The sequence below is a fragment of the Treponema berlinense genome (genome assembly GCF_052273165.1).
GTDB classification, from domain to species: Bacteria; Spirochaetota; Spirochaetia; order Treponematales; family Treponemataceae; genus Treponema_D; species Treponema_D berlinense_A.
In genome coordinates this window covers 51,017-65,763 of sequence record NZ_DAVZIU010000004.1, presented here as the reverse complement: position 1 = coordinate 65,763, position 14,747 = coordinate 51,017, and the positions used below count along the sequence as shown (strand labels likewise).

Annotated in this window: 11 protein-coding genes; 4 read left to right on the top strand and 7 right to left on the bottom strand. The window is 39.9% G+C overall.

Annotated features, from left to right (window positions below):
* Window positions 1-95 precede the first annotated feature (95 nt).
* The 3 genes from ACT6XC_RS02815 to ACT6XC_RS02805 all read right to left on the bottom strand — a co-directional run bounded on the left by ACT6XC_RS02815 (window position 96) and on the right by ACT6XC_RS02805 (window position 4,625).
* Entirely contained in the window at window positions 96-1,430 is a 1,335-nt protein-coding gene (locus ACT6XC_RS02815) for an acetate kinase (protein WP_443737426.1), read from the bottom strand.
* Between the two features lie 128 nt (window positions 1,431-1,558).
* Window positions 1,559-3,220 carry a peptide ABC transporter substrate-binding protein gene (locus ACT6XC_RS02810; protein ID WP_443740717.1) on the bottom strand — a complete coding sequence of 554 codons (1,662 nt, stop codon included), beginning with the start codon at window positions 3,218-3,220 and terminating at the stop codon, window positions 1,559-1,561.
* Window positions 3,213-4,625: a hypothetical protein gene (locus tag ACT6XC_RS02805; RefSeq protein ID WP_443737424.1), complete on the bottom strand. Its 1,413-nt coding sequence runs from the start codon at window positions 4,623-4,625 to the stop codon at window positions 3,213-3,215. The genes ACT6XC_RS02810 and ACT6XC_RS02805 overlap by 8 nt, the downstream gene beginning before the upstream one ends.
* 159 nt (window positions 4,626-4,784) lie before the next feature.
* Between ACT6XC_RS02805 and thrS the strand changes: the two genes are divergently transcribed.
* Window positions 4,785-6,539: a threonine--tRNA ligase gene (thrS, locus tag ACT6XC_RS02800; RefSeq protein WP_443740716.1), complete on the top strand. Its 1,755-nt coding sequence runs from the start codon at window positions 4,785-4,787 to the stop codon at window positions 6,537-6,539.
* Between the two features lie 136 nt (window positions 6,540-6,675).
* On the opposite strand, the gene ACT6XC_RS02795 is transcribed toward thrS, so the two are convergent.
* The gene (locus ACT6XC_RS02795) at window positions 6,676-7,431 is read right to left on the bottom strand and encodes a hypothetical protein (RefSeq protein WP_443740715.1); all 756 of its coding nucleotides are present in this window, start codon (window positions 7,429-7,431) and stop codon (window positions 6,676-6,678) included.
* The gene (locus ACT6XC_RS02790; protein ID WP_443740714.1) at window positions 7,421-8,608 is read right to left on the bottom strand and encodes a hypothetical protein; all 1,188 of its coding nucleotides are present in this window, start codon (window positions 8,606-8,608) and stop codon (window positions 7,421-7,423) included. Before ACT6XC_RS02790 ends, ACT6XC_RS02795 begins: the two co-directional genes overlap by 11 nt.
* 319 nt (window positions 8,609-8,927) lie before the next feature.
* On the opposite strand from ACT6XC_RS02790, the gene ACT6XC_RS02785 reads away from it, so the two are divergent.
* From ACT6XC_RS02785 to ACT6XC_RS02775, 3 genes are all read left to right on the top strand, one after another.
* Complete coding sequence (locus tag ACT6XC_RS02785; protein ID WP_443740713.1) at window positions 8,928-9,770, top strand: hypothetical protein; 843 nt, start codon at window positions 8,928-8,930, stop codon at window positions 9,768-9,770.
* Window positions 9,771-9,931: 161 nt separating this feature from the next.
* Entirely contained in the window at window positions 9,932-10,864 is a 933-nt protein-coding gene (gene cysK / locus ACT6XC_RS02780) for a cysteine synthase A (protein WP_443740712.1), read from the top strand.
* Window positions 10,865-11,066: 202 nt separating this feature from the next.
* Entirely contained in the window at window positions 11,067-12,425 is a 1,359-nt protein-coding gene (locus ACT6XC_RS02775; protein WP_443740711.1) for an MATE family efflux transporter, read from the top strand.
* Between the two features lie 5 nt (window positions 12,426-12,430).
* Here the strand turns inward: ACT6XC_RS02775 and rnhA are convergent, their stop codons facing one another.
* Together rnhA and ACT6XC_RS02765 are read right to left on the bottom strand one after the other, a co-directional pair.
* A complete protein-coding gene (rnhA, locus tag ACT6XC_RS02770) occupies window positions 12,431-12,889 on the bottom strand; it encodes a ribonuclease HI (protein WP_443737417.1) in 459 nt (152 codons plus the stop codon).
* A gap of 137 nt (window positions 12,890-13,026) precedes the next feature.
* Window positions 13,027-14,619, bottom strand: a complete 1,593-nt coding sequence (locus ACT6XC_RS02765) for a CTP synthase (RefSeq protein ID WP_443740710.1) — start codon at window positions 14,617-14,619, stop codon at window positions 13,027-13,029.
* Window positions 14,620-14,747 lie beyond the last annotated feature (128 nt).

The following is a 14,747-nucleotide window of genomic DNA, read 5'->3' as shown; positions in this document are numbered from 1 at the left end:
AAAAGTAAAAGGGGTATTTTTTTATTGCCACAAGTTGTCAGACAGCCATTTTTTTAGCAAAAAATTATGCGTTTTGGACGCAAACTTAAATTAAGCTACGGACGAACGATAATTTTTGCAAGGTCAGGATTCTTTTCGAGTTCTTTTACGAGTGCTGCTTCGCGAGCCTTGTTTTTGTATGAAGGATCCTGGAAAGAATATGTAAAGTTTGTGTGAACGTCGTAAGTTCCGTTCATAATTGCAAATGCGTCTTCTGTCATTACGAGTTCTTCGTCTGTTGGAATTACAAAAACCTTTACTTTTGAGTCGTCTGTAGAAATGCAAGTTTCGGCGTTGCCTGTGTTTGCAAGCTGGTTCTTAACTGGATCGATTTTTACTCCCATCCATTCAAGACCTTCGAGAGCGCGACCACGAATCAGTGCTGAGTGTTCGCCTACACCTGCTGTGTAAACAATTGCGTCAACAGGACCGATTGCTGCCATGTAAGCGCCAAAGTATTTTTTTAGGCGGTAAACTTCCATGTCAACTGCGAGCTGTGCGTCTTTGTTGCCTTTTTCTGCAGCGTCTGCAATGTCGCGACGGTCAGAAGAAAGCCCTGTAAGACCGAGAAGACCTGATTTCTTGTTAAGGGCAGTGTCCATTTCTTCAACGCTCATTCCTGTCTGACGCATAATGTAGAATGGAAGAGTAACGTCAACGTCGCCAGTGCGAGTTCCCATTACAAGACCTTCGATAGGAGTGATTCCCATTGATGTGTCAAAACAGCAACCGTTTTTAACAGCACACATAGAAGCGCCGTTGCCAACGTGAGCGATGATTACATTTGTGTCTTTTGGAGCTTTGTGCAAGAGAACAGAAGCGCGTTTTGCTGTGTAGAGGAAAGAAGTTCCGTGGAAACCATAGCGACGTGCTGCGTATTTTTCATACCATTCTTTTGGAACAGCATAGCGATAGCTTGCAGGTGGCATTGTCTGGTGCCATGCAGTGTCCATTACTGCAACGTGAGGAACATTAGGAAGAACTTTCTGAGCCGCTTCGATTCCCATAATGTTTGCAGGCATATGGAGAGGTCCAAGACCGATTACAGAGCGGAATGTGTCCAAAACCTCTGGAGTAACTTTTACAGATTTTGTAAATTTGTCTCCGCCGTGGAGAACGCGGTGTCCTACAGCTCCAATAACGCTCATGTCTGAGATAACACCGTGATCTTTGTCTGTGATTGCATCGAGAATAAGTTCGATTGCTTCCTTGTGTGTTGGGCAAGGGCTTTCCTTAACAAATTTGTCTTTTCCTTTTGGCTTGTGTGTAATAACTGAGCCTGGTGCTGTAACACGTTCTACAACTCCTGTTGCTAAAACGTCTTTGTTGTCCCAGTCGTAAACCTGATATTTGGCTGAAGACGAACCGCAGTTCAATGTAAGAATAACCATTGTTTTTCCTCTTAAAAATGAATTAAAAAAAATCTAATGCAATTATAAACTTGTAAAAAACTTTGTTCAATTAAAAATGCTATTATTAGTTTTTTTAACGCTTTGCGTTCCTTTTGTCCGCTCTTGTTTTATTTTGCAATTGCAACGTTGTCCGGAACGGCATAAACGGTTTCTTTAAAATAAATGTTTTTTAACGGATGAATATCGAGAGCATTTGTATACCAGCCGCCGATTTCGTTTAGGTTTATTGCATGCAAACTGATTGAGTGGCTGATCGGCATAACTATTCCGTCGTCAAGAAGAATTTGTTCTGCCTGTCCTAGAATTTTGTAACGCATTGCTCCGTCAGTTTCTTCGTCTGCAAGTTTTAGTTTTTCGGTGAATTTTTCATTTGTCCATTTTGTGTGGTTTAGGGTTGAACCTTCACGGAAAAGTTCCAGAAAAGCCAGCGGATCGGCAAAATCTCCAATCCACGAATAACTGAAAATATCATAGTTTAAATACGGAATGCTAGAAAGATATTGTTCGTCTGAAATTTTAAATGTTACGAGTTCAACTCCAAGTGGCGCCCATGCTTCTTTTAAAATCGCAGCAAGGCCTTTCATGTATTCGTTGTCTGCAATTCCAAAAGTAATCTGAAGTTTTTCGTCTTGTCCAATTTCTGAATTTTTACGGGCTTCTTCCATCAATTCTAGTGCTTCGTCTTCGTTGTAATCGATTAAACCTTCAACTTCTGGATATCCAGAAAGTGGGTAAACCAAGGTTGATGCTTGAATTAAATTGTCGCTACGCAGTTTATCCCAAGGAACAGCCGTTAAAAGCGCATTTCTAAATTCAACCTTGTTCCAAACTGGATTTTTGCAGGTAAAAAACAGATATGTTGTTCCAAAAACGGTGCTGATTCTTATTGCATTTTTATTTATGAGAGAATTTGTGTCGAAGGCAGTTGTTATCCAATCCGTTCGCCCTGTGTTAAAAAACCATGAATTTTCTTTTTTGTCGTCGGAAATTTTAATTATAACTTGTTCAATCGCCACATTTTGTTCGTCCCAGTAATTTTTGTTTTTTTCGAGGACAAGTTGATTTTTATCCTGTTCTTTGAGAACGTATGCGCCCGAAAAAACTTCCAAATTTCCTGTAAAAACAGAAAATGCGTGGTGGCAGAGAATCCGTGGAAGATGGGCAGTTGGTGAATTTAAAATCACCGTCAATTTTTGGCCGTTTGCCTTTAAGCCAATTTCTTCTTTTGCAATTTTATTTTCGCGGTAATCTTTAATTCCTTTTATGCAGTCCAAAAGCGAAGAATAAGGTGCGTCAGGCGTTTTTTGAAGGTGAAGCCAACTGTCAACAACGGTTTGCGCGGTTATTTTTGAGCCGTCGCTTGTCTTTGCGTTGTCCCGAATCGTAAAAGTCCAGCGTTTTTTGTCGCGGGAAATTCTGTATTCGGAAGCAATTGCCGAAACTGGATCCAAGGTTTTTGGGTCGTAGCAGAAAAGACCTTCCTGCAGTGCGTTTATAATCTGCGCTTCGTTAGAATAACTTGATGTGTGCGGATTTAAATCTAAATGATAAACTGGAGAAGAAAATATAAAAGTCCGCTGAATTTCCGGGTTGAATTTTTTTTGAGTTTTTTCTTCGTTTTCGGAATTTTGCTCAAATTCATTCATAAATTTTTCTATGTCTTCATCTTCGTTGTCTTGATTTTGTGGATTCTGCGGAAAATTTTGTGCAAAATTGAACGAAAACAAGCCGAATGTAAGTAAAACTGTGGCTGAAAATTTTTTAAGCATTTGTAATTCCTAATTTTCTTAATTGAGCTTCTTCTTCGATGTATGCCGTGTATTCAGAGCGGCGCTGGTTTGCTTTTACGATTGAATTTTTTAAGGCCGTAATTTCCATCTTTAAACCTTTGATTTTTGAACGGTTTTGTGGAAGAGGGGCGCTTTTGAAAAATTCGTCGAGTCCGTTTAAAATTTTGAGCATTTTATTGCATTCAAGAATCTGCTGGTTTACATATTCAAGAATTTTCTCTTCGCTCTGTTGGGCAATTTTCTCGTAAAGAGGCGCTTTTCTTATTCCTGCCGAAGCGTATCTTCTTGAGCGTAGCTCTAGATCTCGTACAAATTGTTGATAGTCGATTTTTTCGTGGCGAATTGTGTCCGTTGTCTGATCTGTAATTGAAATCTGATAAAAAACAGGTTTTTCTTCTATATTAAATGCTTTTCGGAGCGCTTTTTTGAGCTTTTCAAAAAAAGAGTTGTGTTCGCTTTCCAAAATTTCGTGATTTTCTATGATTTTTTCTTTTGCCTGTGAAATCTGACCTGGCATTGCGCCAAAAACTCTGAGCGCAACCAAAAGAATTGATTTAGTGTCGATTTTTTCTTCTGAATCCTGAGCGCTGGAATTTTCAACTTCGAGTTTTTTTAAAAGTGCTTTTTGAAGATTTTCTTTGTCGGGAGAATGATCTTCGGCAATAATTTCGTCAATCAGTTCATTGTAATACGGAATTTTTCCCATAGTTGCTTGAAAAAGTTTTTTAATTTGAACTTTTTCGTCGTCAGGACTTGAAGCTGCCTTTTCCGCATTGAAAGAAGGATTAGCCATTACGTTTTTGCGGATATTTCCTTTATAAAATTCTCGCTGAAATTCTGTGAGCGCCTTTAAACTTTTGTTGATCGCAAGAACTGCTTTGCCTGCTTTTGAGATGCTGTCGTTTATCATGTTTACGGTTAAAGCATCTGCGCCCTGCTTTGCGTTAAAAAGCATAGTTGCAATTGTCCTTGTGTTTATGTTTGTTGAATTTACGGAGAATGAATTCCATTGGATTGCATTGTTTAAATCAATCAATTTTTTTATATTTGAAATCTGCAAATTTGAAACTGAAAATTTGTAATAGTTGCAGAGAAAGTCCAGCGTGCTGTCATAATCGGAAAGTCTCATTCCTATAATCATTGAACGTTCGTTGTCTGTAAAAGGAGAATTTTCTGGCGGAACAATGTCCGAAATTTTCTTGTCGTTTTTGTAAGGATCAGGCGTGATGAGAGATTTTTTTAAAAGAAACTCATAGAGCGTTTTTTCGCAAGTGTGCATGAGGCGGTACTGTTCAAGTACATTTTGCAATTCTCGAGAGTTGAACCAATCCGTTTTTTTATCAATTGCGGCAATTAACTGTTCTGAAAAATTTTTCTCTGACATAGTTCTATTATCGGCTTTTTTTCGGAAATCTACAATCTTTCTACAATAGTATAATGCAAACCTGCCAAAAAATTGCTATAAGTTGAAACAAAGTCCGCAAAGCGATATTCTATAAAGCAAAGATAAAAAAAATTGGTCTTTATACAAAGAGGTATTTTTATGGCAGAAAATGAAAAGTTACAGATTATTCGCCATTCATGTGCGCATGTAATGGCAGAAGCAGTTAAACATATTTTTCCTGGAACAAAAATCGCAATTGGTCCTGCAATCGACAACGGATTTTATTACGATTTTGATTTTCCGACAGACCATAAAATAACCGAAGATGATTTTGCTGCTGTTGAAAAAGAAATGAGAAAAATCATTTCTTCCGGAGCAGAATTTGTACGCAAAGAAATTTCAAAAGACGAAGCTTTGAAAATTTTTGCTGACGAACCTTATAAAGTTGAAATTATCAACGATTTGCCGCAGGATGCAACAATTTCTACTTACGAACAGGACGGCTATATTGACCTTTGCCGTGGTCCTCATGTGGCTACGACAAAAGAAATCAATGCTCAGGCTTTTAAACTTCAAAAAATTGCAGGTGCGTATTGGCGCGGAGATTCTGACCGTCCTATGCTTACGCGTGTTTATGCGCTTTGTTTTGAAAAACCGAACGATTTAAAAGAATATCTTGAAATGCTTGCAGAAGCAGAAAAACGCGACCACCGTAAACTCGGAGTAGAAATGGATTTATTCCATCTTGAACCAGAAGATCCTGGTCAGATTTTCTGGCACCCGAACGGCTGGACAACTTACACAGTTATTCAGGATTATATGCGCAAAATGGTAAGACGCGACGGCTATCAGGAAGTTAATACTCCTGCAATTATGCCACGTACTCTCTGGGAACGTTCTGGACACTGGGGACACTACCAGCGCAATATGTTTATTACTGAGTCAGAAAAAAGGCTTTTTGCAATCAAACCAATGAACTGTCCTGGTGCCCTCGAAATTTTTAAGAGCCGTCTCCGCACTTACAAAGATTTGCCTATGCGTCTTGCAGAATTTGGCCATGACGTGCGCAATGAACCTTCTGGAACTTTGCATGGAATTATGCGCGTGCGTGGTTTTGTTCAGGATGATGCTCATATTATTTGTACGGAAGAACAGGTTGCGGCAGAAGTTGCAAAATTCTGTAAACTTCTTAAAAGAGTTTATCACGACTTTGGATTTGACGATTTAGTTGTAAAATTTTCAACAATGCCAGAAGATCACGTTGGCGACCTTGCAACCTGGCAGCGTGCAGAAAAAGCGTTGTCCGATGCCTGCCACGAAGCTGGCCTTAATTACGAAATTCAGCCGGGAGAAGGCGCATTCTACGGTCCAAAACTCGAATTTAAGCTTTACGACTGTCTTGGACGCGAATGGCAGTGCGGTACGATTCAGGCGGATTTCCAGTTGCCGTCAGCAGAACGCCTTGATGCAACTTACATTGGCTCTGACAACCAGAAACATCATCCAGTAATGTTGCACAGAGCTATTTTGGGTTCAATTGAACGTTTCCTTGGAATTTTGATTGAAAACTTTGCTGGAAACTTCCCGACTTGGCTTGCATTTGAACAGGCAGCAGTTGTTCCTGTAAAAAATGAATTTGACGATTATGCAAAAGAAGTAAACGAAGCGCTTCTTAGCGCAGATATTCGTTCAAATGCTTATACTTCTGACGAAAATATGCGCCAGAAAATCAAGATGATTACAAAAGAGCACAAAACTCCTTATATCCTTGTTGTTGGCGAAAACGAAAAAAACGAAAAAACTGTAAGCGTACGCTTCCGTCAGAGTAGCGGACTTGAACAAAAAACAATGAAGCTTGAAGATTTTATTGCTTATGTTCAGGAAAAAGTAAATTCCCATTCAACAGAGATTTAATGCGGTAGCGCTGGTAGGGGCGGCGTAAGCCGTTCAAAAAAAATACCGCGGTTTGTAACCGCGGTATTTTTTTTGAATGAAACCCCGGACATAGCGGCAGATTTTGTGCAAGTGCTCAAAATCTGCACCGCCCGGATTATTTTGGACTGATTTTTATTGCTAACGAAAAAATTACCGCGTCAAAAGTGCGTCCGTCCAAAATTGCGCCGAGCGGAAAGTAGATTTTTGATTCCAGACCGGCCAGATAGTTTTTGGTAAATGCACGTTGCCAGGAAAAATTTAAGTTTGGATAGAGAAAATTTAAGTTTTTGTAGAACCAGCGGTTGATTGATTTTACGTCGTCGCCCGCTGTTGAATTTGTTTCTCCGCCTGAGTCGTCTGAATTAACGCCGTTTGCAAGAAAGGAAAATCGAGCCAAAAATCCCAATCCGCCACCAAACTGAAAAATGTCTTTTTCGAGACGAAAAATATGAGTCGTGCTCAGATCTAATAAAAACGAAAGCGCAAGTGCTGTTCTGTTTTCGATTTCGGAAGGGCGCGCATATTCGCCGTCCCAGAGATAATAATTTGTAAAAAAAGTGAGTTTTGGCTGGAAATTCAAAAATTTGTGGTTAAAAAGGTCAAATCCCGCTCCACCTGCGAACGAAACTGGGCTTGGAGAGGTTTTGCTGTCTGTATTTACATAAACCGAAGGTCCGAGAGTAAAGAAAAACAGGTTTTTTGGAATTTTTATTTTTGTTTTTTCGAAATTTTCAATTTTTGTGAGGATTTTGTCGTTATCTTCTGCCTGCTCTTTTTGAAAATTTTGTTCTGTCTGTCCGAAGCAAAAAAAAGAAAGCGAAAAAAATAAAAAAATGAACGGAAATTTCTTGTAAATTGTTTTATTTTTCATTGTACAAAACCTTTTTTAAGTCCACCGTCAAAAATCCAGAGCGACCTGTCTTGTAAAAATCGCTTTCTTCCCAGGCAACGGCAAGAGTTGTTCCGCTTATGCAGAACGGACCGTAAATGTAGTTTTGTGGAAGTTTTGGAAGGCGGAATGCTGCGTTTTTTCCGTTGTTCAAAATCGGTTCACCGTCCAAGGCTCCGTTAAAATATGTTGTTCCGTCAGAAAAAACAGCGCAAATCCAGTCGTCTGCAATTATTGCGTGTGCGTTTATAAGAAAAGAATTTTCTGCGTTTTCCGATCCTAAATCATATCCAGAAATAAAAGTTTTTGGAGAAGTTCCGCCAGAGTTTTTGCATTCAACCGAAAAAGAAAAAGTTTGTGGAATTGAAGACAGGAGCGAACGCAGGCGTTTTGGTGAATCTGAAAATTTTTTCGGAGAATTAAGCAACCTGTAATTTTCTTCCGAAGTTTCCTGAATCGTAATTTTTTCGTCTTTTGTAAATGGAGAAAGGCTTTCGAGCGAAGAAGTTGCGGAAAAATTTATATAGGTAAATTCGGTTTTAGAATTATTTATTTTTTTTATAGAAGAAAAAAATGAATTTCCGTCAAAAAAAGTTCCTGTGATTTCTCCGCCACCGCTAAGTCTTAAATCTCCGTAGGTAACAATCGGATAAAAAGCCTTTAATTCCTGAGAAATTCTTACCAAAAACGGGCGGTTTGAATCTTGAGCATTGCCTTTTTCGGAAAGAGAGGCTTCCTTGTTAAAAAAAGAGGAGCGGCTCAAAGTAAAATATGGATTTTCGTTGTCAAAAATCAGGTTTGAAGCTGTTGAATTGGAAAAAAGCTCGTAATCTTGAATCAAAACCGGTTGAACCTGCTGGCTTTCGTTTTTTGCAAAGTGAATTACGCCAAGCCTGTTTACGAGCATATAGCCGCTTTTGTCGGCCGCAGTGTTTGCATCACTTGCACGCAAAGTTTCTGTCCAGGGTTTTAAACTCGAAATCCCCGATTGTTGCGGAAGAGAAGTTTGTTCAAAACCATCTTCCGTAAAAAAATACCAACTGTGGTGTTTTGTGTTTTCTGGAATTTGAGAAATCGTAGCCTTGTTTTGTTTTGAGCAGCCTGCAAAAATCAAAAGACTTGCCGATACTGCCGCCGTAAATAAAAAATTCTGCTTCATTTGTATTTATATCGGTCGTTTTAAAGAATTTTTTTAGACTTTTGGAGCGCAGGTACGGTCTAGCCGCTCTTGCTGCAAGTCCTCCTTCGCTCCGCTCGTCCGGTCTTTCCGCGACGATCGGGGCTAAGATTATTCTTTTGCAAAATGTAACTTTTTTTTATGGACTTATGTTATTTATTTGAGTAAATTTACTCGAAGCCTCTGATTGTCTTTTTTGGAGGCTTTTTTTGTCGGAGTTTGGAAAACATTTTTAAATTTTTTGGACGAATACAGTATTTTATTTTACTGGAAATCGACCTTGTTATTTTACAATTAAAATATGAAAAAGTTTTGTATTTGCGTTGCAATCTTTTGTCTTGCTGTCGCCTGTTTTGCAGAAAATGAAATTTCGGATTTTTGTCAGAAAAAAATCGACGAATTTGTTACGCTTCGTGTCGAATTAAAATCGAACGATGACCTTACTGCAGTCGAAATCATAAAAAATATTGAAAACGAAACGATGATTGTGCTTCCTGCCGTTGCAAAGGATTTTGAGCAGGAAAAGCAGATTCTTGCAAATTTATATTTTATGGAAGCATACGCAAGAATTTTGACAAAAGAAAACCGCATCCAATTGCGCAAAAATATGAAAAAACGGATGAATGACTGCCTTGAATTGATGCAAAAGCGCAACGAAGAGCAGTTGAGCAAGTGGTTTTATGTTTCGACCGCCGATGTGACAAGTTACTATATGACGAGCTCCCTTGCGGCCACTTTTTACTGGGGTTTTAAGGTAAAGGACTGGCACAAAAAAGCGCTAAAAAAAGATGAATTTATGGCGTCGGCAAATGCCTGTCTTGGAAACTGGAATTTTTACGCTCCGCCTCCAATCGGCTCAAACAAAAAAGCAAGGCAGTTTTACAAAAACGGTATAAAAGGCGCGCGCACTCCTGGTGAAAAATATATGGTCTACACGTATTATGCGCAGTTTTTGTATGAGCTTGGAGAAAAAGACGAGTGCGAAAAATATATGGAACTTGCCTATGACCTGGAACTCGGAACAAAAGAACTGGATTTGATGAGAAAATGCAACGACGAAGGAATTTCGTATTTGCAGTATATGCGCAATTCTTCGGGAATTGATGAAGAAATTTCTGAATCAGAAAAAGAAGAATACGATTAAAAACCGAAAAATAGAATTGGCTTTGCCTTGTTTTTAGGCGGAGCCAATTTTTTTTGCAAAAAAAATTATTACCTATTGACAAGGTAGGTAATAAGAATTATAAATTAAGTATCAAATAAACCTATTAAACAACTAGGTAATAATGCTTTGGAGGAAAAACTATGGCAAACATTTACACTTCGGCAGACCAGCTTATTGGACACACACCGCTTCTTGAATTGTCGCATATCGAGTCAGAAAACTCACTTGAAGCAAAAATTCTGGCAAAACTTGAATATTTTAATCCGGCAGGTTCTGTAAAAGACCGCATTGCAAAGGCAATGCTTGACGAAGCCGAATCAAAAGGTCTTCTTACAAAAGACTCGACAATTATTGAGCCAACTTCTGGAAATACAGGAATTGGACTTGCTTCTGTTGCGGCAGCCCGCGGTTATAAAATTGTAATCGTAATGCCAGAAACAATGTCTGTTGAGCGCCGCCAGCTTATGAAAGCTTATGGTGCAGAACTTGTACTTTCTGACGGTTCAAAGGGAATGAAGGGTGCAATTGCAAAGGCTGAAGAAATCAAGGCAAATACTCCAAACAGTTTTATTGCCGGTCAATTTGTTAATCCTGCAAATCCAAAGGCTCATTTTGAGTCTACTGGTCCTGAAATTTGGGAAGATACTGACGGAAAAGTAGACATTTTTGTTGCTGGTGTAGGAACTGGTGGAACTATTACAGGAACTGGAAAATTTCTTAAGTCAAAAAATCCTGGCGTAAAAGTTGTTGCAGTTGAGCCAAAATCTTCTGCTGTGCTTTCGACAGGAGTTGCTGGTCCTCATAAAATTCAGGGAATTGGCGCAGGATTTGTACCAGATGTTCTTGATACAAAAATTTATGACGAAGTTATTGCTGTTTCAAACGAAGACGCTTTTGCAACTGGCAAATTGATTGGTAAAAAAGAAGGCGTTCTTGTTGGAATTTCTTCGGGAGCGGCTGCTTGGGCTGCAATTGAACTTGCAAAACGTCCAGAAAACAAGGGAAAGAATATTGTTGTTCTTTTGCCGGATACTGGAGACCGCTACCTTTCTACTCCGCTTTTTCAGGACTAAAGAAAAATAAAACAAAGCCGGAAGACTTTTTGTTTTTCGGTTTTGCTTACGCCGGGGTGTAGCAGCGCAAAGCGTTGCAAGAGGTCTTGCAATGGAGCGAAAGCGGAACTGCGAAACACCGGTTTGAGCGCAAAATCCCGTCCTGATTTTTTATTTTTTGAATCAGGTTGTTTTGTTCGGTTAAAAAATCTAAAATGGTTTTATGGACAAAAATTTTGACCTGTCAGAACTTTTGAACCAGAATTCTGCCGTTTCTCTTAAAAAGCAGATTGGTTTTGTCTGGCACCTGAGTATTCCTGGAATGATGGCGCAGTTGTCATCGATTTTGATGCAATATATTGATGCCGCAATGGTTGGGTTTTTGGGAGCGCGGCAGTCGGCGAGTATAGGTCTGGTTGCTTCCTCGACCTGGGTTTTGGGAAGTCTTTTGCACGCTCTTTGCATTGGATTTACGGTTCAAATGGCGCATCTTGTCGGCGCTGGAGAAAAATCCAAAACGAAAAATTTGCTTTTTAATGCGCTTTTGATCTGCATTTGTTTTAGCCTGTTTTTGCTTTTGTTTGGAACTGGAATAAGTTTTAAACTGCCTTTGTGGCTTGGTGCAAGTGATGAGATTTACAATGACGCTTTTTGGTATTTTTTGATTTTTTGTCTTTCTGCTCCTTTTTATGAAATTGTTTATCTGCTTGGCGGAATGCAGCAATGTTCTGGAAACATGAAACTTCCTGGTATTTTAAATGCATTGATGTGTTTTTTTGATATTGCATTTAATTTTCTTTTTATATTTGTGTTAAATCTTGGCGTAAAAGGCGCGGCGCTTGGTTCTGCGTGCTCTGCCTTGAGCGTTGCCCTGCTTTTTTTGTATTTTAGTCTTTTTAAGTCTGAGTATTTGAAATTTACCGGATATAAAGGTTTCTTTTTTGACGGAAGCGTGGTAAAAAAGGCGGTTAAACTTGCAGCTCCTGTTGCCCTGGAAAGTTCTGCTTTTAGTGGCGCACTTGTCGTAGTTACGAGAATGGTTTCTCCTTTGGGCGCTGTAAGTCTTGCCGCAAATTCTTTTGCAACGACTGCCGAAAGCCTTTGTTATATGCCTGGATATGGAATTTCGGAGGCGGCTACAACTCTCGTTGGTCAGAGTTTTGGCGCAAAAAGGCGGGATTTGGTTCGTTCGTTCAGTTGGATTACGGTTTTTTACGGAATCGTTCTGATGACGGTGAGCGGACTTGCCATGTATTTTGCTTGTCCGCTTGTTTTTAAATTTATAACGCCAAACCCTGCAATCCGCGCTCTTTCGGTTGAAGTGCTCAGAATAGAACTTTTTGCGGAGCCTCTTTTTGGAGCGAGCATTGTTGCAATGGGCGCTCTCCGCGGAAAAGGCGACACCTTCGTTCCAAGCATTTTAAATCTTTTTAGCCTGTGGGTTGTGCGTTTGAGCCTAAGTTTTATTCTCGTAAAAAACTACGCTCTAAAAGGAATCTGGTTTGCAATGGCTATTGAGCTTTGTTTCCGCGGACTTATAATGCTTGCAAGACTTGCCTTTGGAAAAAATAAAAAAGCCTGATAAAACTATTCAAACTTTGCAATTTCGCTCTGGCAAAGACTGTCGCAGACTTCGTTGTATTCAACTCCGGCATGACCTTTAACCCAGTTCCATTCGACGTTTAAGAGGGAATTGAGGGAATCGAGTTTTTCCCAAAGTTCGCGGTTTAAAACCGGTTTTTTTGCGGCAGTTTTCCAGCCGTTTTTTTTCCAGCCAAAAATCCAGCCTGTAATTCCGTTTTTTACGTACTGACTGTCAATATTTAGTTGAACCGGGCAGTTCCGAAACCTTTCCGTGTTGTAAATTGCCGAAAGTGCGTTGATTGCCGCTGTAAGTTCCATTTTGTTATTTGTAGTCAATTTATCGCCACCGCTTAACTGGCGAGCTTCGCCTTCTGCAATGATTACACAGGCCCAACCTCCAGGACCAGGATTTCCGTGGCAACCGCCGTCCGTATAAACAATGATTTTTCTTGAATTTTCCATAAGTTCAAATATTCTAGCAGAAAAAGAAATGGACGGCAAACTGGTGTCTAACCGGCTGCTTCAAGTTCGGTAGCCCTCATTGGCACTGTCGTGCCAACTGCGCTTTCCGCATCCGGTGTAGAATTTTTTGCCAAAACTTACAGGCACGCTTTTAAAAATTCAACAAAAAGTGGACTTGCGCGGTTTGGACGGGACTTAAATTCTGGATGGAATTGAACTCCTACAAAAAATGGATGTTCTTTTTCAGAAAGCTCGACCGTTTCTACGATTTTGTCATCTGGGCTTGTTCCTCCAATTATAAGACCTGCGTCCTGCATTTGTTTGCGGTACGAATTGTTAAACTCGTAGCGGTGTCTGTGCCGTTCTTCGATTAAATTCGATTTGTAGGCTTTTTCGAGGATTGTTCCTTTTTGAATTTTGCAAGGATATTTTCCGAGGCGCATTGTTCCGCCCATAATTACGCCTTCCTGGTCTTTCATAAGGTCAATTACTGTATGTTCGCACTGTTCGTCAAATTCCCGGCTGTTGGCGTCGTTAAAATTCAAAATATCGCGTGCAAATTCAATCACGGCGATTTGCATTCCAAGACAGATTCCAAAATATGGTCTTTTGTGGGTTCTGGCGAATCGGGCAGTAGTAATCATTCCTTCGATTCCGCGGTTTCCAAATCCGCCCGGAAGAATTATTCCTGCGCAGTCCTTAAAAATTTCCGGGGCAGTTTTGTCTGTTACGCTGTCAGAATCAACCCATTTTATTTTTAATTTGCGGCCGACAACAAAAGAAGCGTGATTCAAACTTTCGACAATGCTCAAATATGAATCGTGGAGTTTTACGTATTTTCCGACAAGGGCAATCTGAATTTCGCCTTTTCTTGAGTGAATTGAATTCACCATTTTTTCCCACTCTGAAAGGTTTGAAGTTGTTCCTTCGATTCCTAGTTCGCGACAGACAACTTCGTCCATTTTTTGTTCGTGGAGCATGAGCGGAACTTCGTAAAGTGAATTCAGGGTTTTGTTGTCGATTACGCAGTCTTCCGCAACATTGCAAAAAAGACTGATTTTTTGGCGGATTTCTTCGGGAACTGCTTCGTCCGAACGGGTTACGATAAGGTCAGGATGTATTCCAACGGCCATGAGTTCTTTTACCGAGTGCTGAGTCGGCTTAGATTTGTATTCGTCGCTGCCAGAAATGTACGGAACCAGGCAAACGTGAATAAAAAGGCAGTTTTTTCTTCCAACTTCTGTAGAAAGCTGGCGGATTGCCTCTAAAAAAGGCTGGCTTTCGATGTCGCCGATTGTTCCTCCGATTTCTACGATAGAAACGTCTGCGCCGCTTACCTGCGCATTTTTTAAAATAAAATCCTTGATTTCGTTTGTTACATGAGGAATTATTTGCACTGTCTGACCGAGATACTCGCCCTGCCGTTCTTTGTTCAAAACGTTCCAGTAAACTCTTCCAGAGGTCAAATTTGAATATTTATTTAAATTTTCGTCGATAAAACGTTCGTAATGTCCCAGATCAAGGTCGGTTTCTGCTCCGTCGTCTGTTACAAAAACTTCGCCGTGCTGAAATGGGCTCATTGTTCCAGGATCAACGTTCATATAAGGATCTAGTTTTTGAGATGCAATTTTTAAACCGCGGCATTTTAAAAGCCGGCCCAGACTTGCGGCTGTAATTCCTTTTCCTAAACCGCTTACAACTCCGCCGGTCACAAAAATGAATTTTGACATACAAAACCTCTTGATAAAATTTTTAAAATAAAAAAAGTCGCCGACAGCAATCCCGTTAAAAATCGGAACTGTGCCCGCGACTTCTTCGTCAACTAATAATTTCGTCTCGAATAATAATACTAAAAACT

Excerpts from the sequence above, each read along its gene's own strand:
- ACT6XC_RS02810 (WP_443740717.1), bottom strand. The coding sequence starts at position 3,220 with ATGCTTAAAAAATTTTCAGCCACAGTTTTACTTACATTCGGCTTGTTT.
- cysK (WP_443740712.1), top strand. The coding sequence starts at position 9,932 with ATGGCAAACATTTACACTTCGGCAGACCAGCTTATTGGACACACACCG.
- ACT6XC_RS02765 (WP_443740710.1), bottom strand. The coding sequence starts at position 14,619 with ATGTCAAAATTCATTTTTGTGACCGGCGGAGTTGTAAGCGGTTTAGGA.
- thrS (WP_443740716.1), top strand. The coding sequence starts at position 4,785 with ATGGCAGAAAATGAAAAGTTACAGATTATTCGCCATTCATGTGCGCAT.
- rnhA (WP_443737417.1), bottom strand. The coding sequence starts at position 12,889 with ATGGAAAATTCAAGAAAAATCATTGTTTATACGGACGGCGGTTGCCAC.
- ACT6XC_RS02785 (WP_443740713.1), top strand. The coding sequence starts at position 8,928 with ATGAAAAAGTTTTGTATTTGCGTTGCAATCTTTTGTCTTGCTGTCGCC.
- ACT6XC_RS02815 (WP_443737426.1), bottom strand. The coding sequence starts at position 1,430 with ATGGTTATTCTTACATTGAACTGCGGTTCGTCTTCAGCCAAATATCAG.
- ACT6XC_RS02795 (WP_443740715.1), bottom strand. The coding sequence starts at position 7,431 with ATGAAAAATAAAACAATTTACAAGAAATTTCCGTTCATTTTTTTATTT.
- ACT6XC_RS02805 (WP_443737424.1), bottom strand. The coding sequence starts at position 4,625 with ATGTCAGAGAAAAATTTTTCAGAACAGTTAATTGCCGCAATTGATAAA.
- ACT6XC_RS02775 (WP_443740711.1), top strand. The coding sequence starts at position 11,067 with ATGGACAAAAATTTTGACCTGTCAGAACTTTTGAACCAGAATTCTGCC.
- ACT6XC_RS02790 (WP_443740714.1), bottom strand. The coding sequence starts at position 8,608 with ATGAAGCAGAATTTTTTATTTACGGCGGCAGTATCGGCAAGTCTTTTG.